At 67.5% G+C, this 18,386-nt stretch carries 19 protein-coding genes and 1 tRNA gene; 11 read left to right on the plus strand and 9 right to left on the minus strand.

All coding sequences use genetic code 11. From position 1 onward, the window contains the following. Positions 1-5: 5 nt before the first annotated feature. Positions 6-359, minus strand: a complete 354-nt coding sequence (locus ACWIEX_RS19900; protein WP_454034695.1) for a hypothetical protein — start codon at positions 357-359, stop codon at positions 6-8. A gap of 26 nt (positions 360-385) precedes the next feature. Beyond that, positions 386-616, minus strand: a complete 231-nt coding sequence (locus ACWIEX_RS19905; RefSeq protein WP_454034696.1) for a hypothetical protein — start codon at positions 614-616, stop codon at positions 386-388. Positions 617-829: 213 nt separating this feature from the next. Between ACWIEX_RS19905 and ACWIEX_RS19910 the strand changes: the two genes are divergently transcribed. Beyond that, positions 830-1,327, plus strand: a complete 498-nt coding sequence (locus ACWIEX_RS19910; protein WP_454034697.1) for a hypothetical protein — start codon at positions 830-832, stop codon at positions 1,325-1,327. 186 nt (positions 1,328-1,513) lie between these two features. On the opposite strand, the gene ACWIEX_RS19915 is transcribed toward ACWIEX_RS19910, so the two are convergent. Continuing rightward, positions 1,514-1,589 (minus strand) — tRNA-Glu (locus tag ACWIEX_RS19915). Continuing rightward, a complete protein-coding gene (locus ACWIEX_RS19920) occupies positions 1,567-1,845 on the minus strand; it encodes a hypothetical protein (protein WP_454034698.1) in 279 nt (92 codons plus the stop codon). Before ACWIEX_RS19920 ends, ACWIEX_RS19915 begins: the two co-directional genes overlap by 23 nt. A gap of 38 nt (positions 1,846-1,883) precedes the next feature. On the opposite strand from ACWIEX_RS19920, the gene ACWIEX_RS19925 reads away from it, so the two are divergent. From ACWIEX_RS19925 to ACWIEX_RS19945, 5 genes are all read left to right on the plus strand, one after another. Next, a complete protein-coding gene (locus ACWIEX_RS19925; protein WP_454034699.1) occupies positions 1,884-2,747 on the plus strand; it encodes a ComF family protein in 864 nt (287 codons plus the stop codon). Positions 2,748-2,775: 28 nt separating this feature from the next. Next, positions 2,776-3,033, plus strand: a complete 258-nt coding sequence (gene grxC / locus ACWIEX_RS19930) for a glutaredoxin 3 (protein ID WP_454034700.1) — start codon at positions 2,776-2,778, stop codon at positions 3,031-3,033. A 66-nt stretch (positions 3,034-3,099) separates the two neighbouring features. Next, on the plus strand, positions 3,100-3,579 hold the full coding sequence (locus ACWIEX_RS19935) for a DUF1178 family protein (protein ID WP_454034701.1): 480 nt from the start codon (positions 3,100-3,102) through the stop codon (positions 3,577-3,579). A gap of 313 nt (positions 3,580-3,892) precedes the next feature. Next, positions 3,893-4,810 (plus strand): cell wall hydrolase, encoded by a 918-nt coding sequence (locus ACWIEX_RS19940; protein WP_454034702.1) that lies wholly within the window; start codon positions 3,893-3,895, stop codon positions 4,808-4,810. A gap of 164 nt (positions 4,811-4,974) precedes the next feature. Then, positions 4,975-6,963, plus strand: a complete 1,989-nt coding sequence (locus tag ACWIEX_RS19945; protein WP_454034703.1) for a methylmalonyl-CoA mutase family protein — start codon at positions 4,975-4,977, stop codon at positions 6,961-6,963. 152 nt (positions 6,964-7,115) lie between these two features. Here the strand turns inward: ACWIEX_RS19945 and ACWIEX_RS19950 are convergent, their stop codons facing one another. Then, on the minus strand, positions 7,116-7,670 hold the full coding sequence (locus ACWIEX_RS19950; RefSeq protein WP_454034704.1) for a J domain-containing protein: 555 nt from the start codon (positions 7,668-7,670) through the stop codon (positions 7,116-7,118). Between the two features lie 159 nt (positions 7,671-7,829). Between ACWIEX_RS19950 and ACWIEX_RS19955 the strand changes: the two genes are divergently transcribed. Beyond that, on the plus strand, positions 7,830-8,102 hold the full coding sequence (locus ACWIEX_RS19955) for a BolA family protein (protein WP_454034705.1): 273 nt from the start codon (positions 7,830-7,832) through the stop codon (positions 8,100-8,102). A gap of 46 nt (positions 8,103-8,148) precedes the next feature. Here ACWIEX_RS19955 and ACWIEX_RS19960 read toward each other — a convergent pair whose 3' ends face one another. The 3 genes from ACWIEX_RS19960 to ACWIEX_RS19970 form a co-directional block, all read right to left on the minus strand. Beyond that, positions 8,149-9,357 (minus strand): MFS transporter, encoded by a 1,209-nt coding sequence (locus tag ACWIEX_RS19960; protein WP_454034706.1) that lies wholly within the window; start codon positions 9,355-9,357, stop codon positions 8,149-8,151. A gap of 73 nt (positions 9,358-9,430) precedes the next feature. Continuing rightward, entirely contained in the window at positions 9,431-10,600 is a 1,170-nt protein-coding gene (locus ACWIEX_RS19965) for an acetyl-CoA acetyltransferase (protein ID WP_454034707.1), read from the minus strand. Positions 10,601-10,737: 137 nt separating this feature from the next. After that, the gene (locus tag ACWIEX_RS19970; protein WP_454034708.1) at positions 10,738-11,643 is read right to left on the minus strand and encodes an EamA family transporter; all 906 of its coding nucleotides are present in this window, start codon (positions 11,641-11,643) and stop codon (positions 10,738-10,740) included. Between the two features lie 214 nt (positions 11,644-11,857). On the opposite strand from ACWIEX_RS19970, the gene ACWIEX_RS19975 reads away from it, so the two are divergent. The 4 genes from ACWIEX_RS19975 (at position 11,858) to ACWIEX_RS19990 (ending at position 16,727) form a co-directional block, all read left to right on the plus strand. After that, complete coding sequence (locus tag ACWIEX_RS19975; RefSeq protein WP_454034709.1) at positions 11,858-13,435, plus strand: D-alanyl-D-alanine carboxypeptidase family protein; 1,578 nt, start codon at positions 11,858-11,860, stop codon at positions 13,433-13,435. A gap of 7 nt (positions 13,436-13,442) precedes the next feature. Next, positions 13,443-14,354, plus strand: a complete 912-nt coding sequence (locus ACWIEX_RS19980; RefSeq protein WP_454034710.1) for a DMT family transporter — start codon at positions 13,443-13,445, stop codon at positions 14,352-14,354. Between the two features lie 13 nt (positions 14,355-14,367). Further along, positions 14,368-15,465, plus strand: coding sequence for a CobW family GTP-binding protein (locus ACWIEX_RS19985; protein ID WP_454034711.1), 1,098 nt, complete (start codon positions 14,368-14,370; stop codon positions 15,463-15,465). A gap of 110 nt (positions 15,466-15,575) precedes the next feature. Next, entirely contained in the window at positions 15,576-16,727 is a 1,152-nt protein-coding gene (locus ACWIEX_RS19990; RefSeq protein ID WP_454034712.1) for a GNAT family N-acetyltransferase, read from the plus strand. Here the strand turns inward: ACWIEX_RS19990 and ACWIEX_RS19995 are convergent. Next, positions 16,696-18,312 carry an AMP-binding protein gene (locus ACWIEX_RS19995; RefSeq protein WP_454034821.1) on the minus strand — a complete coding sequence of 539 codons (1,617 nt, stop codon included), beginning with the start codon at positions 18,310-18,312 and terminating at the stop codon, positions 16,696-16,698. The two genes, ACWIEX_RS19990 and ACWIEX_RS19995, sit on opposite strands and share 32 nt — an antisense overlap. Positions 18,313-18,386: the final 74 nt, after the last annotated feature.

Raw genomic sequence — 18,386 nt, forward strand, 5'->3', positions numbered from 1 at the left:
AAGCGCTACTCCTCGCCGCCGACACGACGCCCGCGCTCGGCCGGTGCCGGATCGGCAGGAAACATGTCCGCCTTGCCTCCTGCAATCAAGGTGAGCCCACGCATTGACGGCGGCAGGTCGGGCGGCGGGTTCGTCTTCAAGTCCAGGCAATACCCCCCGCACGCGAACTGCCGGTCAGCCACCAGACGACCGCCCTTCGATCTCGGCCGGCTTGGGCAGGTCGCCTGAAAGCGGCTGATCAGCGTTCCAATCGTCTCGGCCGCGCCGAACTTCTCGGCCAGCTTGGCAAGGCGCGCGTCGCCATAACGCCGGCACCTCTGGCACCTGAAGCGTACGACGATCCAAGGAAAGAACTCCAACGTAGTATGCGGTCCCGGTGGCTCGCTCACGATTCCTGATCGCGGACGGGCCGAGCCCCTTGTGAGAAGAGACCGCGCAGAAAGCCTCGCGACACAGAGCGATCAGCATCGGCCAACAGGACAATGAAATCGTGCGCCAAGGCTCGCAGGGCTGCTGCTTCCGAGCCGTGTTCTTCCATCAAATCCGCGACCAGCCCAGCGACTTCGGCCTCTAGCGTGGTGTCTGCAACATGCTGATCGGCTGGCTGAGCTGACATGGTTTGCGTCCTCGACAATGAGAACATTAAGAGAACAAACCGAACGAAGGAGTCAATCGGCGCGTTTGCCCGCGGTGCTGCCTCTGCCCATCTTTTCGAGGCCCCGGCGAGCCTCCACCGTCGCACCGGCGTGTTGACGCACTGGCTACTCGACCCCAATCAGGCGGAGGCGCAACAGCGCCAGCCGGGCACGAGGCGAACAAGGCGGCTACGATGAATGATTTGCGAGACCTCACCAATTCCCGTCGGCATGCGTGGAGCAAGCTGAATAAGCAGCAGGTCGGTGCCTACGCGGAGTACTTTTTCAAGATGGAATTCACGATGGCGGGGTTCCAAGTTTATTCGACGGAGGTCGACGATAGAGGGATCGACTTCGTCGTTCGTCACGGCAAGGGGCCTTTCCGGGAAATCCAGATAAAATCGGCGCGCATTGATGCTCAGAAGCCCAGCGCCTACGTTTTTATGCAGAAGGCAAAATTCGACCTTCGCGATGACAATCTGCTTGGCTTGGCACTCTTTTTCGAAGGGCGAGAGCCCGAGCTATTTCTTGTCCCGTCGCTGCGATGGGCAACACCCGACGTTATGTTTTGTGATCGTCCATACGGTGGCGAACTTAAAAGCAAACCGGAATGGGGATTATCGATATCGCGAAAGGCTCTCCCGATGCTCAATGAGTTCAAGTTCGAGGCTGTCATTGAACGGCTGATCTAACCGACGCGGACAAGCAGCTCGACGCACAGGAGCCATTGGGATGTTGCGGAGCACCTAGTGCGACGCGATCAATCTCGCTCGCATGCTCGGCCACCAAGCCAGTAGCCTAATTAGATCGGCCGCTTAGGCTCTCTGGCTTCATTCTGGATTGATTAGGGGGCTTCGGCACTAAGCCCTTGAAATCGTTGGCGCTCCCTAGGGGACTCGAACCCCTGTTTTCGCCGTGAGAGGGCGACGTCCTAGACCGCTAGACGAAGGGAGCAGCGCTGGCCGAGGGCGCCTGTGTAGTCGGACAGCCGCGCCACCGCAACAGCTTTTTGCATCGTTCGCGCATAAAGATGCCAGGCCCGCTCGGTGCCCTGCGGAAAGCCATGCAGGTCGTCGACAAGCAGGGGCCAATCCGGCGAGGCCCGCCGGCCGCGACCATCCGAAGAACGGCGTTTTCCGATAACCCCGTCGTCGTCCGCAGTTGCCCTCCCGCGCAGGAAGCCTGATGCTGCGGCGATCCCGGTCGGCATGAGCCGGCCGGCTTCGACGGTCGGACGGCGGCGCGCCCATGGCGGAGTGGCAGATCGAGACCCCGGTTCGCGACGTGGCCGCCGACGAGGCTCGTGTGACCGGGCACACGCGATCGGTGGACAGGACCCTGCGCGATTCCTTGAAGCGCACACGGCTTGCCCTTCGGGCGGGCCTGCACGGCCTGCTCGGCATCGTCTACCCGCCGACCTGCATCGCCTGCCGGGCCGCCACCGGAGAAGCACAGGCGCTGTGCCCGGCGTGCTGGCGCGGCGTCGGCTTCATCGAGCGGCCCTATTGCGAGCGGCTGGGCACGCCGTTTCCCGTCGATCTCGGCCCCGGCCTGCTCTCGCCGGCTGCGATCGCCGATCCGCCCGTCTTCGCCCGCGCGCGCGCCGTCTGCCGCTTCGATGGCACGGCGCGCGAACTGGTCCATCGCCTGAAATACGGCGACCGCGTCGAGCTCTCGCTGACGCTCGGCCGGATGATGGCGCAAGCCGGCCGCGAGCTCATCGGCGATGCCGATCTGATCCTGCCGGTGCCGCTCCACCGGACCCGGCTCTGGCGCCGGCGGTTCAACCAGTCCGCGGCCCTGGCACAGGTGGTTGCCCGCGAGGCCAGGCTGCCGCTCGCCACGACGGCATTGATCCGGGTCAGGCGCACCCGGCAGCAGGTCGGGCTGACGCGCGCCCAGCGCGCCGATAATCTGCAAGGTGCTTTCCACATACCGGCAGCGATGCGCGGACTTGTCGAAGGCCGGCGCGCCCTGCTGGTCGACGACGTGCTGACCACCGGCGCGACGGTGAATGCCGCCTCGCGCGCCCTGCTGCGGGCCGGCGCGAGCGCCGTCGACGTGCTGACCTTCGCACGGGTCGTGACGGATGGCCGGGAAGGCACTACATGACCCCCATCGAAACGAGAGAGATGCCCCCATGTCGCCGGTCACGATCTACACCACGCCCTGGTGCCCCTATTGCAAGGCGGCCAAGGCCCTGCTGGCGCGCAAGGACGTGGCTTTCACCGAGATCGACGTCGACGGCAAGCCGGAATTGCGCCAGGCCATGACGGCGCGCGCCGGCGGACGCACCTCGGTGCCGCAGATCTTCATCGGCGAGCAGCATGTCGGCGGTTCCGACGATATCCACGCGCTCGACGCCCGCGGCGAACTCGACAAGCTCCTTGCGGCCTGATGCCGGAAGGGTCCTCGCCCGCTGCCCCGATTGCCTTGGCGGCTTCGCATCACCATCTATGACGACATGATCCGTTACGCCCTCATCTGCGACAATGCCCATGAATTCGAGAGCTGGTTCGCCTCCTCGGCCGGCTACGAGGATCAGGCGAAGCGCGGCTTCGTGACCTGCCCGGTCTGCGACAGCGGGAAGGTCGGGCGCGCCATCATGGCGCCCCGCGTCGCGCGCACCGATCTCGGCCCGAAGCCGCCCGAGCCCTTGGCTGAAGCGGCAGTTCCTGCTCCTGCACCCGCCCCGACACCGGTCGCGCTGATGAGCGAGAAGGAGCGGGCCTTCCGCGAGATGGTGACGGCACTGCACCGGCAGGTCAGCGAGAACGCCGAGCATGTCGGCAAGCGCTTTGCCGACGAGGCGCTGAAAATCCATCACGGGGAAGCGGAAGAGCGCGCCATCTATGGCGAGGCGACGCCGGACGATGCCCGGATGCTGCATGAGGAAGGCGTCGAGTTCCTGCCGTTGCCGCGCCTGCCCGGATCGGGGAACTGAAACGTTCCTTGGTCTTTTCCGATCACAAAGCTGCGCTCGCGGCGACTTTCATCAGTGCCGATATTGCGGTTTCGGCATGCAGGGCGAGGCTGCCCGAATGAAATTTTTCGGCGCTGCCGCGTAAATTTTTTCGTTCTGTAACAAGGCGCTATCGGTCGGGCGCCTCCCGCCGGAAGGCGTCTCGGGGCGCTCTGCCCCGCTTCCCCTCTTCCGTCCCGGATTAACTTTCTGTTAAGGAATTCGCGGTTCCTTGCCGGCAATACCGGTTTGCCGCCCTCGGCGATCACGGGTCCGGAATTCAGGAGGTTGCCGCATGAAGCGGACCGCGATCGCTGCGCATGGTCTTCGTTCCGGTGAGAAATCCCGGCATGGCAGCAAGGCGATCCCGCTTCTGATTGCGCTGGCGGCTCCGGCTCTCGGCGCCTGCAGCATGTCCCCGGTCGAGACGGCCGCGACCTCCGCAGCGGCGGCTCCCGCGGTGAAGGAGCCCGCCAAGGCCCGCAGGCATGCGGTCGCGCTGGCCAAGGCCAATCCGCGCGAGAAGGAATGCCTCGTCCGCGCGATGTATTTCGAATCGAACCGGTCGAGCGAGTCCGGCCTGCTCGGCGTCGGAACGGTCGTGATGAACCGGGTCGAAGCGGCCAAATACCCCGAGACGATCTGCGGCGTGGTCGGCGCGCCCCGCCAGTTCGCCGCCGGCGTCCTCACCCGCCCGATGACGGACAGCGTCCTGCCGAAGGTCGAGGCCATCGCCGAGGACATCCTCAACGGCCGCCGCAACGAGGCTGTCGGCGCGGCCAAGCACTTCCACATGGCCGGCCTGCGCTTCGGCTACAAGAACATGCATTACGTGACCGTGGCCGGCGGCAACGCCTTCTATGTCAAGGGCGAGCGCCCCGAGCGCCGCCGCATCGAGGAGCCGGCGGTCCAGCTCGCCTCGGCTTCCACCACCTCCGCGCCGCTCACGACGGCGTCTTCGTCCGCAACCACCGCGGCCTCTTTCGCCTCGGCCCCGCTCGCCTTCGCGCCCGAGACGCCCGCGCCGAAGCTGCCCGCGCTCGAGAACCCGATCGTGACGCTGGTCAAGAACGCGCCCCTGCCGCCCGGCCGCCCGCTCGATCTCGACCTGCCCAAGGCGCCCTTGCGTGCCTTTGTCGCCCCGCCGAAGGACGACCGCCGCGTCGCGCTGCTGCGGGCCTCCGATATCAGGGGCAGCCTGTCCTCGCGGTAACCCCGCAAGCCTGCTGGCCGCTCTCACAACCCTCACATCCTGAGGGACCGCGCGAGCGACCCGAGGCGTCGTCAGCCTAACGTCGCAGGGGACACAACCGCAGCTCTGGCGTTATCTTCGCCGCAGTGCAACATTCAGATTGCTCTGCAATACGGGGAGACGCCATGACCGCGACTGACAAGGGCGGCCGGGAGACGGCCCAGCGCGACAAGCCGTGGATCTTCCGCACCTATGCGGGCCATTCCGACGCGGCGGAGTCCAACAAGCTCTATCGCGGCAATCTCGCCAAGGGCCAGACCGGCCTCTCCGTCGCTTTCGACCTGCCGACGCAGACCGGCTACGATCCCGACCATGTCCTGTCGCGCGGCGAGGTCGGCAAGGTCGGCGTGCCGATCTCCCATCTCGGCGATATGCGGGCGCTGTTCGACCAGATCCCGCTGGCGCAGATGAACACCTCGATGACGATCAACGCGACGGCGGCCTGGCTGCTCTCGCTCTATATCGCCGTCGCCGACGAGCAGGGCGCCGACCGCAAGCTGCTGCAGGGCACGACCCAGAACGACCTCGTGAAAGAGTACCTGTCGCGCGGCACCTATGTCTTCCCGCCACGCCCCTCGATGCAGCTCACCACCGACATCGTCGTGTTCACGGCCAGCGAATTGCCGAAATGGAACCCGACAAACGTTTGCTCCTACCACCTGCAGGAGGCCGGCGCCTCACCGGTGCAGGAACTCTCCTTCGCGCTGGCGACCGCGATCGCCCTGCTCGATTCGATCCGCGCCCGGCCGGAAGTCTCAGGCGAAGAATTCCCCGGCACGGTCGGGCGCATCTCCTTCTTCGTGAATGCCGGGATGCGCTTCGTCACCGAGCTCTGCAAGATGCGGGCGTTCGTCGAGCTCTGGGACGAGATCACGCTCGGCCGCTACGGCATCGCCGATGAGGCGATGCGGCGCTTCCGCTACGGCGTGCAGGTCAATTCGCTGGGGCTGACCGAGCCGCAGCCCGAGAACAACGTCTACCGCATCCTGATCGAGATGCTGGCGGTGACCCTGTCCAAAAAGGCCCGCGCGCGCGCCGTGCAGCTCCCGGCCTGGAACGAGGCGCTCGGCCTGCCCCGCCCGTTCGACCAGCAATGGTCGCTGCGCATGCAGCAAGTGCTGGCCTATGAGACCGACCTGCTCGAATTCGGCGACATCTTCGACGGCTCGACCGTGGTCGATGCCAAGGTGGCGGAGCTCAAGGCCGCAGCGCTGGAGGAACTCGCCAAGATCGACGACATGGGCGGCGCGCTCGCCGCCGTCGAGAGCGGCTACATGAAGCAGGCGCTGGTCGAGAACGGCGCGCGCCGCATCGAGGCGATCGAGCGCGGCGAGCAGGTCGTCGTCGGCGTCAACAAGTTCACCAATAGCGAGCCCTCCCCGCTCTCGGCCGGCGAGGGCAACGTCGTCACCGTGCCGGATTCGGTCGAGACCGAGGCGATCGCGCGGCTGAAGGCCTGGCGCTCCGCCCGCGATGCCACGGCGGCCGAAGCAGCACTCGCAGAGCTTGCGGCCAGTGCCCGCGAGAACCGCAATGTCATGCCGGCCTCGATCGCCTGCGCCAAGGCCGGCGTCACCACCGGCGAATGGGCGCAGACGCTACGCGAAATCTTCGGCGAGTACCGTGCCCCGACCGGGGTCGATACGAAGAAGCTGGGCGACGCGACCAGGCTCGCCACTGCCAGGGCCGCCGTGGAGAAGGCGACCGAACGGCTCGGCCGTGCGCCGCGCTTCCTCGTCGGCAAGCCCGGCCTCGACGGCCATTCCAACGGCGCCGAGCAGATCGCCGTGCGTGCCCGCGATGCCGGGATGAGCGTCAGCTATGGCGGCATCCGCCAGACGCCGGAGGAGATCGTCAGCGACGCCAGGGAGCAGCAGGCCGACATCATCGGGCTCTCGATCCTGTCCGGCTCGCATCTGCCGCTGGTGCGCGACGTGACCGCCCGCCTGCGTGTCGCCGGCATGGACGTGCCCGTGGTGGTCGGCGGCATCATCCCGCCCGACGACGAGAACGCGCTGCGCAACATGGGCGTGGCGCGGGTCTATACGCCGAAGGATTTTGCGCTGGACGGCATCATCGCCGATGTCGCGGGGTTGGCGGCGAAAACCAACTGAAGGCTGTCATCCCGTGCGCGCTGCGGCGTGCAACGCCGCTGCGCAGACACGGGACCGCGTGTAGGAAAAAGCACCTTCTCGTCATACGGTCCCGCATCTGCGCGGCAGCACTGACGTGCCGCAGCGCGTGCGGGATGACAGCGCCCTTCCGCCTACACCATCCCCACGCTCTTCAGCTGCTGATAGGCCTTCAGGATCTCCTGAAGCGTGCCCTCGCGCGAGCGGTCGCCACCATTGGCGTCCGGATGGAAGCGCTTCACCAATTCCTTGTAGCGCGCCTTGATCGCGGCGGAATCCGCCGTGTCGTCGAGGCCGAGCGTATCCAGCGCCTTGCGCGCCACGATACCGACGCGCGATTCCGGCTGGGCCGCCTGCTGCTTGTTGCGGGCGCCGAACAGGTTGAAGGCGTCGTGCATATCGGCGCTGGCTTCGCCATTGGCCTTGCGCCCGCGCTGCGACATCCGCGCCGCCTTGGAATTGACGCCGAGCTTCCAGGTCGGCCGGTGGCCGATCTCCTCCTGCTTGGCGTAAGCGGCAAGCGCATCGTCATCCATGCCGGCGAAATAGTTGTAGGTCGCGTTATAGGCCTTCACATGCTCCATGCAGAACAGGAAGAACTGGCCTTCGCGGCCGCGGCCCTTCGGCGCCCGGAACTCGCCGGTGCGGGCGCAGCCCGGATGGCTGCAACGCGGCGCATCGCTTTCCACGGGCGCTTCCGCCTCGGAAGCTCCGATCCTGATGCTGTCGAAAAGGCGAGAGTTGATGTTCATCGTCGACGGGTTATGAGACGCAAGGGCTAGGGCCGGCAAGTGCGATGCACCGCATCGCCGAACCGACAGAACAATCATGGCAACGGTGGCGCGATCATGACCTCAATCAGCGAAAGAATCACGCAAAAGCTGACCGCGGCCTTTACGCCACAGGCGCTCAGGGTGATCGACGAATCGCACCAGCATCAAGGCCATGGCGGCTGGCGCGAGGGCGGCGAGACTCATTTCAGGGTCGATATCGTGTCGGAGGCCTTCGCCGGCAAGAGCCGGCTCGAGCGCCACCGCCTCGTCAACGCGGCACTGGCGCAGGAACTGGCCGACCGCGTGCACGCCCTGGCGATCGCGGCCAAGGCTCCGGGAGAGGGCTGATCGTCGAGAACCGCTTCGAGCGGCGATCGACCCGAACATCCGGAAGCTATCTTGCGGCGGGGGCGACGGCTTTCGATTCCCCCGGCGAGGCGACGTAGACGGCAAGCGTCGCAGCGAGCACGACGCCCATGAAGACGAACAGCCAGGCGAAAGTCGCCGGCGCATCGTAGCCATGCCCGTCAAGCGTGTTCACTAGGCGCCCCGACAGCCATTGCATGACGCCGGCCCCGCCCATGAAGACGAAATTCATGAAGGTGACGCCGCGGCCGATTTCCTGAGGCGACATGAAGGCGCGCGCATGCGCCATCACCACGGCATAGGTGACGCCGAACAGTCCGATGACGAGCAACAGGCCGACCGCGAGACGAGGCGATTGCGCGCCCCGGAATGCCAGCGCGAAGCAGGCCGAAGCCGCGATCACCGCACAGGCCACGACCGTGGCCTTGGCGCCGATCCGGCGATAGAGCGGCAGCACCAGCAGCGCCCCCAGCGCGATGAAGCCTCCCATGGCCATGGCCGCATAGCTCGTGGCAGCGAGATCGAAGCCGTGCACCCTCTGGAGGTAGGGGGCGATCCACAGGCCGCGGATCGAGATCGTCACGCCATAGCTCACGAAGGTGAAGGGGAAGATCAGCCACAATGACCGCTTCGTTATCATCTGCCAGATCCCGCCCAGCAACGAGGCAGGCTTTTGCGCGGCGCCAGGCAGCGGCGGCGGGTCCTTCAGCAGCAGCACCACGAGCAGGGCCGTCAGCGCCACGATTCCGGCAAGGCCGAACACGGTCGCGCGCCAGCCATAGGCCGCCAGGAAATAGGCGAGCGGCGCGCCGCTGAGCGGGTCGCCGACGGCGCCGAAACCGATCAGGAGCGACGACATCGTGGCGAAATGCCGGGGCGAATAGAGCCGCGCGGCCAGATAGAAACCGGCCATCAGGATCGGCGCGCAACCGATGCCGATCAGCGCCAGCGCCGTCAGCGCGGAGACATAGCCCTGCGACAGGCCGAAGATCACCGTCCCGGCGACGGCGACCAGGAGGAAGCCGGCCAGCGTCCGCCGCGGGCCGATCCGATCGAGCGCGTACCCGACCGGGAATTGCGAGAGCGCGAACGCGATCAGCCAGGCGGCCTGCAGGCTGCCGAGCTGCCCCTGGTCGAGGCCGAGGTCGCGCGTCAGGTCCCCGGAGATCACCGCCAGGAACGAGCGGAAGAACTGGCTCAGGATATAGGCCAGCAGCAGGACCAGGAAGCTCGTCACGACAGTCCGCCTTCATCCGGCGGACTGTGCCGCAAGCCTGCTTTCCGGGCTCGTCCTGGCCTGGAAGCCGGCCTCACTTGATCCGTTCGAGCACGGAGACGTAGTTGGCGACCGCAGCCCCGCCCATGTTGAAGATGCCGCCGAGGCGCGGCTCGCTGAGCTGCATGCCTTCCGGTGCCTCCCCGGTGAGCTGCATGGCCGAGAGCACATGCATCGAGACGCCGGTCGCGCCGATCGGGTGGCCCTTGGCCTTGAGGCCGCCGGAGACGTTGACCGGCAGCTTGCCGTCCTTCTGGGTCCAGCCTTCCTTGATGGCGCGGGCGCCGTCGCCTTCCTTGGTCAGGCCCATCGCCTCGTATTCGATCAATTCGGCGATGGTGAAGCAGTCATGCGTCTCGACGAAGGAGAGATCGTCGAGCGTGACGCCGGCCTTGGCCAGCGCCTGCTTCCAGGCGAGCGCGCCACCCTCGAATTTCAGGATGTCGCGCTTCGACATCGGCAGGAAATCCTGGACATGGGCCATGCCGCGGAATCCGACGGCGCGGCGCATCCGGAGCGCCGTTTCCTCGTCGGCCAGCACCAGCGCAGCGGCGCCGTCCGAGACCAGCGAGCAGTCGGTGCGCTTCAGCGGCCCGGCGACATAGGGGTTCTTCTCGCTCTCCTCGCGGCAGAAGGCGTAGCCAAGATCCTTGCGCATCTGCGCATAGGGGTTCGCCACGCCGTTCTTGTGATTCTTCGCCGCGATCATCGCGAGCGCGTCGGACTGGTCGCCATGGCGCTGGAAATAGGCCGCCGCGATCTTGCCGAAGACACCGGCGAAGCCGCCCTGCACCTCGCTATCTTCAGGCAGATAGGACGCTTTCAGCAGGTTCTTGCCGATCTCCGGACCGGGCGTCTTGGTCATCTGCTCGACGCCGACCACGAGCACGACCTTGGCATCGCCCGCCCGGATCGCGCGCACGCCCTGATGCACGGCGGCCGAGCCGGTGGCGCAGGCGTTCTCGACGCGCGTCGTCGGCTTGAAGCGCAGCGCCGGGTCGGCCTGCAGCACCAGCGATGCCGTGAAATCCTGGGCCGAGAAGCCGGCGTTGTAATGGCCGAGCACGATCTCGTCGACCTCGTCGGCGGTGATGCCGGCATCGACGAGCGCCTCGGTCGCCACCCGGACGATCAGGCTTTCGACGGTCTCGGCATCCTGCTTGCCGAACGGTGTATGGGCCCAGCCGACGATCGCAGCGCTCATGGCGAATTCTCCTTATGTGCAGCTACACGTTATTTTGGCAGCCCGCTGCCGCCGGGCAAGCCGGTATCCGCGCATGGTGGCCGTGCACGGATCGGCTGGCGAGGGCTTCTGCCTTCAGCACTAGCCGCCCCGTCCGTTCATCGCAACGCCAGAGACAGCAGCAGCCCGACCCCGCCGACGATCATCGCCATGCCCAGGATTTCGCGCCGGCTCGTCCCCTCCGCGAACAGTTTGCGCGAGGCGATCTGCGCCAGCGGCACCTCGATCAGCGCCAGCGTCCGGACATTGGCCGCTGTCGTCAGCGAGAAGCCGATGAACCAGAACTGCGAGGCGGCCGCGCCCAGAAAGCCGGCCGAAAGCGAGCGGCGCCAGCTTTTCAGGCTGAGGATCAACGCCTGCCGGTCGGCGACCAGCATGTAGGCCACAAGCAGGAACGTCTGGAGCCCGAGGCCGAGCACGAGGATGGTCGAGGCCCGAATCAGGAACTCGCCCTCGGGCAGCGCCTGGATGCCGCCGCGGAAGCCGATCGCCGAGAGCGCGAAAAAGGCGCCGGAGACGATGCCGAGCACCGCAGGCCGCAGGCCTGCGCGCGTCAGTTTCTCGCCGGGCTTCCAAGATACCACGATCACGCCGGCCGTCGCGATCGCGATCGCCAGGAATTTCATCGGCGTCAGCGCATCGCCGAGCAGCGCCGCGCCGAACAGCGCGACCTGCACCGGCTCGGTCTTGGTATAGGCCGTCGTCACCGCGAAGGAGCGCTCGCGCATCGCTGCCAGCATCAGCGCGGTGGCGGCGATCTGCGTCAGCGCACCCCAGAGCGTATAGCCGAACGAGGCCATGCCGATCTCCGGAGGCAATCGCTGCAGGCCGAGGCAGGCGAGCGCCAGGAACAGCATCGCGAAGGGCAAGCCGAACAGGAAGCGGACCTGCGTCGCCCCAACGACGCCGATGGTTTCGGTGAGCGAGCGCTGCGCCAGGTTGCGCGCGGTCTGCAAGAGCGAGGCGATGATGGTCGCCGGTATCCAGAGAAGGCCGAAAGCCACGCGACAAGCCCTAGAAAAGCGAAGGAGGCATCGCTTGTGGACCGCCCGCCGCAGCTAGGCAAATCGCTCCGCAAGGGGTAGGTATGCATTCATGGGCGGGCGATTGTGGCGGCCGTCTCGAAATTGCCGCAAGCATCGCGTTGAACCCTGCGCCGTCGTCACCGGCCAAGCTATCCGCAAGACCGCTCGAGCAAGACAGGTTCAGACCCGCCCGATGATCGCTTCCCGCCTCGCAGCCATCCTCGCCCTCGGCGCCGTCCTGACAGGGCCGGCCCATGCCGGTACCAGCCTCGTCATCGACGCCTCCAGCGGCGCCGTGCTGTCGAGCGAGAATGCGAACCGGGCCTGGCGTCCGGCCTCGACGACCAAGATGATGACGATCTATCTCGCGCTGAAGGCGGTGCGGGAGGGGCGTCTCGGCCTGGAGACCGCTATTCCGGTCTCGAAGCTCGCCGCCAGCCAGCCGCGCGTGAAGGTCTATGCAAAGCCGGGCTCGGAGATCACGCTCGACAACGCGCTGCGCATCATGATGGTGAAATCGGCCAACGACATCGCCTATGTCGTGGCCGAGGGCGTCGGCGGCGACGTTCCGACCTTCGTCGGCATGATGAATGCGGAAGCCCAGCGCCTCGGCATGCGCGACACGCGCTTCGTCAACCCCAATGGCTGGGACCATCCGGACCAGCAGACCAGCGCCCGCGACCTCGCCGTGCTCGCCATGGCACTGATGCATGATTTCTCTGATTACTCCGATTACTGGGGCACCTCGGCCGTGCAGCTCGGCAAGCAGGTGATGCACAACACCAACGGGCTGGTCGGGCGCTATTCCGGCATCAGTGGCATGAAGACCGGCTTCACCTGCGCCTCCGGCTTCAACGTGGTCGCCACGGCGAGCCGCGGCGGGCGCACCTTGATCGCCATCGTCCTGGGTTCGCTTTCGGGCGCCGAGCGGACGGTGCAGGCAGCCCAGCTCCTTGACGCCGGCTTCGCTTCCTGGGGCGGCACCGGCTACAGCGTTGCCTCGATACCGCCGAGCGGCACCCGCGCACCCAATATCTGCGACGACGTGCGCCATCGCGGCGGCGGGGCCGCACTCGCCGACGATGCCGATCTCTCCGGCCCGATCTCGGCCGCAGCCTCCACCAGTAGCGGCAACGACGCCGATGGCGGGCGCTTTGCGACGGCCTTCACCACCCAATCGGCCGCACCGGTCGCGAGCCGTTCCCCGCGCGGACGCATCACCCTGGGCCCGCGCGCCCAGGTCTCCCCGATCCAGGTCTCCTTCGGCCGCTCGCCGGGCTCCGCTGCCGCCCCGCTCGCCGCCAATGCCACGGCGCAGCCGAGTTCGCGCGTCGCCCGCGGTACCCCGACGATCGAACCGGATGCCCCGGTCGCCGCCGGCCTCGCCATTCCGCCGACCCGTCGCACCGCCTCGAGCAATGGCGCGATTCCGCAGGGCACCACCGCCTTAGCGCCCGCAAGCGCACCGGTCCAGCCCTCGACCGATGCCTTCGAAGGCGGCCCGCTGCGCCTCCAGGGCGCCATCCGTCCCGGCGCCGCCAATGCCGCGAGCCTGCGCCCCGGCGCGGCCGCCGGCATCAAGCCCGCCTCGCGCAATGCCCGACCGGGCAAGGCACAGGCCGCCAAGACCCAGCCGGCAAAGGCCCAGCCGCTCAAGACCCCGCCGGCCCGCACCTTGCCGGCAAAGCCCAAGCCTTCCCAGGCTGCCGCGAAGCCGCCGGCGGCCAAGCCCGCAGCCGGAGCCAAGGCCAAGCCCGGCAACGACGCCTGAGGCCTGATTGAACCCAGGCAGCCCTGACCGGGACCAAACCAGCGAACGCCAGGGATTCGTCCTGGCGCTGGCTTCGGCCGCTGCCTTCGGCACGAATATCGTCAGTGCCCAGATCGCCGGCCAGGCGGGCCTGAGCGGCCCGCTCCTCGTCTTCTACCGTGTCTTCCTGATGCTCGTCCTCGTCGGCGGCGCCGCCTTCTTCTGGCGTGGATCGCTTGCCCTGCGGCAGAGCGAGCGCCAGCCCGTGCTGCTCTTTGGCCTGGCGACGGCGCTGGTCGGCATCGCCTATCTCTCCTCGGTCGCCTTCGTGCCCGTCTCGGTCGCGGCGGTGGTGTTCTACACCTTCCCGGTCCTGATCGTCCTGGCCGAGCCGGTGCTGACCCCTGCTCCCTTCCACACCGACAGGCTGGCGGTCGCCCTCGCAGCCTTTCTCGGCATCGCCCTCGTCGTCGGGCCCGACCTGCATGGGCTCGATCCGCGCGGCCTGGCGCTCGCGATGCTGGCGAGCCTCAGTGCGGCCGCACAGTTCTTCGCCGCTGCCCGCTGCGCGGAAACGCCAACCCTGCCCAAACTGTTCTGGTCGCATGTCGTCATCCTGCCGGTCGCGGCGCTGGTGCTGCTGACGACCGGCGGCTTCCTGCCGCCGCAGACCTTCCTGCTCGCGCCCATCGCCGTCGCCATCACCTATGGCGGCTATGTCGTCGGCTTCCTGCTCCAGATCCTGGCCCTCGCCCGCATCGCGCCGGGCCCGGCCGGGCTTGCCTTCTGCGCCGAGCCGGTCTTCGCCGTCATCATCGCCGCGTTCGTCCTCGCCGAGCGACTGGGCCCGCTGCAATATGCCGGCTGCGCCCTTGTCATCGCCGCCATCGCCACTAATGTAATATTAGAACAAACGAGGCGGAGCGTCGTGCCTGCCTGAAGGCGTACTTTCCATGACTGGCGACCCGGCCCGGCCCCTCCCGATCCCGCTGACCTTGCTGACCGGCTTCCTCGGCGCCGGCAAGACCACGCTGCTGAACCGCCTGCTGAAAGACCCGGCACTCGCCGGAACGCTGGTGCTGGTCAACGAATTCGGCGAGATCGGCCTCGACCATCTGATGATCGAAGGCATCGAGGAGAACATGATCCTCCTCGAATCCGGCTGCCTCTGCTGCACCATCCGCGACGATCTCATCGTCACGCTGGAAGATTTGCTGCGCCGGCGCGACAATGGTCGCATCGCCCCCTTCTCCCGCCTCGTCATCGAGACGACCGGCCTCGCCGATCCCGCTCCGATCCTCAACGTCCTGATCAACCACCCCTATCTCGCCATGCGGTTCCGGCTCGACGGCGTCGTCACGCTGGTCGATGCGGTCAACGGCATGGCGACGCTCGACGCCCATGAGGAAGCGCGCCGCCAGGTCGTCGCCGCCGACCGGCTCGTCCTGACCAAGACCGAGCTCGCCGCATCGGAGGGCCTGGCCGCCTTGCGGAAACGTCTCGACGGGCTCAATCCGGGCATCGCCATCCTGTCACCGAGCGCACCCGCCAACGACCTGATCGGCGCCGGCCTCTACGATCTCGCAAAGCAGCCCCATGCCCTGCGCCATTGGCTGGCCGAAGACGCACTGCCCGGCCACCACCATCATCATGACCACGATCACCATCATCACGGGCACGACCATGGCCATGGCCAGAACCCGCACGACGTCAACCGCCACGACGCCTCGATCCGCGCCTTCGCCCTGACCGCCGAGCAACCGGTCGCACGCACCACCTTCGAGCTGTTCTGGACCCTGCTGCGCTCGATTCACGGCCCGCGCCTGCTGCGCTTGAAGGGGCTGGTCGACATCGCCGGCGAGCCCGGCCGCCCCCTGCTCGTCCATGCCGTCCAGCAGATCCTGCATCCGCCGATCCAGCTCGATGCCTGGCCGGATGCGGACCACCGCTCCCGTCTCGTCCTGATCGTCAACGACGTCGAGGAGGACACGGTGCGCAAGCTCTGGTCCGCCTTCCTTGGTCAGGCATCCGCCCAGCCGCAGCCCGCCTGATCGGCCGGCCCGTTTCTTGAACCCAAACCCCTGATGGATGAGGCGCGCCCGCGCGCCTTGCCATTCCGGCACAGCAACGCGCCGGAACGATCCAGCAAGGGTACGGGCAGATGAGCACGATCACGGCTCTGGCAGCGACCGACGGCACCGCGACCACAGCCCGGCCACAGCCGCCGCTTCCTCACCCGGATGCGGCGGTCTACAGCGAGCTGCGCGCGCTCGCCGCCTGCGAGAGCATCCGCCACGAATGGGCCGATCTCGCAAGCCGCGCCCTTGAAGCCAATCCCTGCCTCGAGCCGGGCTTCGCGCTTGCCGCCGCGCAGCACCTCATCTCCTTCCGCGAGGCCGAGCTGATGCTGCTCTGGCAGGGCGGCCCGGGCTCGGCGCAGCGCCGCCTCGTTGGGCTCGTTCCCTGCCGGACGCAGCGCCATGTCTTCGCGTCCGATACGCTGGAAGGCTTCGCCGATCCGCGCCTGTTGAATGGCACGCCGCTGCTCGACCGCAGCTTCGCCGCGCCTGCTCTGGCCGCTTTCCTGCGCGACTGGCGCGGCCGCAGCCATGGCACCGGAGCGTTCTCCCTCTCGGGCATCGATCCTGCGGGCGCCTTCGCCACCACGCTCGCGCGCGTCGCCGGCGGCCATGGCGTGACGGTTGGTTGGCAGCCGCTCATCGGCCGCAGGCTCGAGCTGCCACCCACCGCCCGCATCGCCACCTCCGACGAAGCGCTGCGCGAGAAAGGTCGCCTGATCCTTGCCGAAGCCACGAACCAGGCGGACCGGCGCGACGCCGTCGAGATCCTGCTGGCGATCGAGGCCTCCGGCTCACGGGGTCGGGCCGGGAAGGCGACGCTGCAGGACACCCGCGAAGTCGGCTTCCTGCGCAGGATGAGCCGCGATCTCGGCCGGCAGAAGCTCTGCCGCATCGCCGTGCTGGTGCTGGACGACCGGCCGATCGCCGCCGCGCTCACCCTTGGAAAGGGCGCCTCCTGCTGGCTCTATCACGGCGTCGGCGACGAGGCCTTCGCCGATCTGGAGCCCTTGCCGATGCTGCTTGCGATGATGCGCAAGGCGCAGCCTGCCCGGCAGATCCTCCTGCCTGGCGGCCTGCCGCTCTTCGGCGCCCGCGACGAGGCGTTCGGCACGATCACCCTGACCCGGCGCCCGCAGCAGCCTGCGCGCCGGCCATCAGACCTGGCGATACGCATGCGCGAACGCCTCGCACGCGCGCTGTTCAGGCCTCGGCCCGCAACAATCGACGGATGATCTTGCCTGTCGTCGTCAGCGGCAGCTCGTCGCGGAAGGCGATCTCGCGTGGATATTCATGCGCCGAAAGGCGCGCGCGCACGAAGCTCTGCAGCTCCGAGACCAGGGCTTTTGAGCCGTGATAGTCGGGCTTCAGCACGACGAAGGCCTTGACGATCTCAGTGCGCAGCGGATCCGGCTTGCCGACGGCTGCGGCCAGCGCCACTGCCGGATGCCGCAGCAGGCAATCCTCGATCTCGCCCGGCCCGATGCGATAGCCTGAGGAGGTAATGACGTCGTCATCGCGGCCGATGAAGCGGACGTAACCCTCCTCATCCGCGACGCCCTCGTCGCCGGTCGTCATCCAGTCGCCGGTGAACTTCGCCGCCGTCGCCTCCGGATTGCGCCAGTATTCCAGGAACATCACCGGATCAGGCCGGCGCACGGCGATCTGGCCCTCCTCGCCGGGCGCGCAGACCGTGCCGTCGGGCCGGATGATCGCGACCTCATGACCAGGCACCGCCTTGCCGATCGCACCGGGGCGGCTGACGCCGATCGCGGCGCTCGACGCCAGCACGAGATTGCACTCGGTCTGGCCATAGGCCTCGTTGATGGTGAGGCCGAGCGCCTCGCGCCCCCATTCCAGCGTCTCGGCGCCAAGCGCCTCGCCGGCCGCCGCGACCGTGCGCAGGTTCAGGCGCCAGCGCCCCTGCGGGCTGCCGGCGCCGCGCATCATCCGGAGCGCGGTCGGCGGCACGAAGGCGTTGCGGATACCGAGGTCCTGGATCAGCCGATAGGCCTCATCCGGCTCGAAGCGCGTCACCGGCCGCGCCACCACCGCCACGCCGAAATGCAGCGCCGGCAGCAGCATGTTGAGCAACCCACCGGCCCAGGCCCAATCGGCCGGCGTCCAGGCGAGATCGCCCGGTTGCGGCATGAACTCATGCGGCATCTGCACGCCCGGCAGATGGCCGGGCAACACGCGGTGCCCGTGCAACGCGCCCTTCGGATTGCCGGTCGTCCCCGAGGTGTAGATCATCAGCGCCGGATCGTCCGGCGTCGTCTCGACCGCTGTGAAATCCGGGCTGCCTTCTGCCAGCATTGCGTCCCATCCTTCCACAGCGCCATCGGCGCCGTCGGTGGAGATGCGTAAGCCGAGCTCCGGCAGCGGCTGCATGATCTGGCTGAGCTTCGCCAGCCCGCCGGCATTGGTCACCACGGCCTTCGCAGCCGAGTCGGTCAGGCGATAGGCGAGCGCATCGACGCCGAACAAGGCCGCCAGCGGCACGGCGATCGCACCGAGCTTGTAGGCCGCGAGATGCGCCGTCAGCACTGCTCGACCCTGCGGCAGCAGGATCGCGATGCGGTCACCGCGGCCGACGCCGCGCGCCCGCAAGGCGTTCGCCAGCCGGTTCGAATGCTCCCGCAGCCAGCCGAAGCTGACCGGCGTCACCTGCCAGTCCGTGGAGACCTCGATGATCGCGGGACGCTCGGGCTCCACCGCTGCCCAGCGGTCGCAGACATCGACGGCGATGTTGTAGCGATCCGGGATATTCCAGCGGAAGCGCTCGCGCAGCGCGGCGTAATCAGTCAGGTCTGGCAGGATCAAGATGGGTGTCCGGTGGGAGGCGCGGCACGATAGGCAAGCGCCCGGCCGCTGTCACCCGCCTCGGGGGCTCC

The sequence above is a fragment of the Allobosea sp. NPDC055353 genome (assembly GCF_053644975.1).